This window comes from Serratia sp. HMSC15F11 (assembly GCF_001808215.1).
In the GTDB taxonomy this organism is placed as follows: domain Bacteria; phylum Pseudomonadota; class Gammaproteobacteria; order Enterobacterales; family Enterobacteriaceae; genus Serratia; species Serratia nevei.
The window spans coordinates 60248-60566 of the sequence record NZ_KV792444.1 but is presented as its reverse complement, the minus strand read 5'-3'; the positions used below and the strand labels follow the sequence as shown (position 1 = coordinate 60566).

Genomic DNA, 319 nt, shown 5'->3' with positions numbered 1-319 from the left:
TCCCAGCCGTGCTCGTCATCGCCGATCAGCTGGCGCTTCGGATCGGTGGAGAGGGTGGTTTTGCCGGTGCCGGACAGGCCGAAGAACACCGCCACGTCGCCTTGCTCGCCGACGTTGGCCGAGCAGTGCATCGAGGCGATGCCCTTCAGCGGCAGCAGGTAGTTCATGATCGAGAACAGGCCTTTCTTCATCTCGCCGCCGTACCAGGTGCCGCCGATCAGCTGCATGCGTTCCGTCAGGTTGAAGGCGACGAAGTTCTCCGAGTGCAACCCTTGCTGCTGCCAGTCCGGGTTGGTGCATTTGGCGCCGTTCATCACCA

At 62.7% G+C, this 319-nt stretch carries 1 pseudogene; it reads right to left on the bottom strand.

The features are described 5' to 3' along the window. Positions 1 to 319 (bottom strand): annotated as a pseudogene (locus tag HMPREF3138_RS27040) (phosphoenolpyruvate carboxykinase (ATP)); the annotation flags it as partial.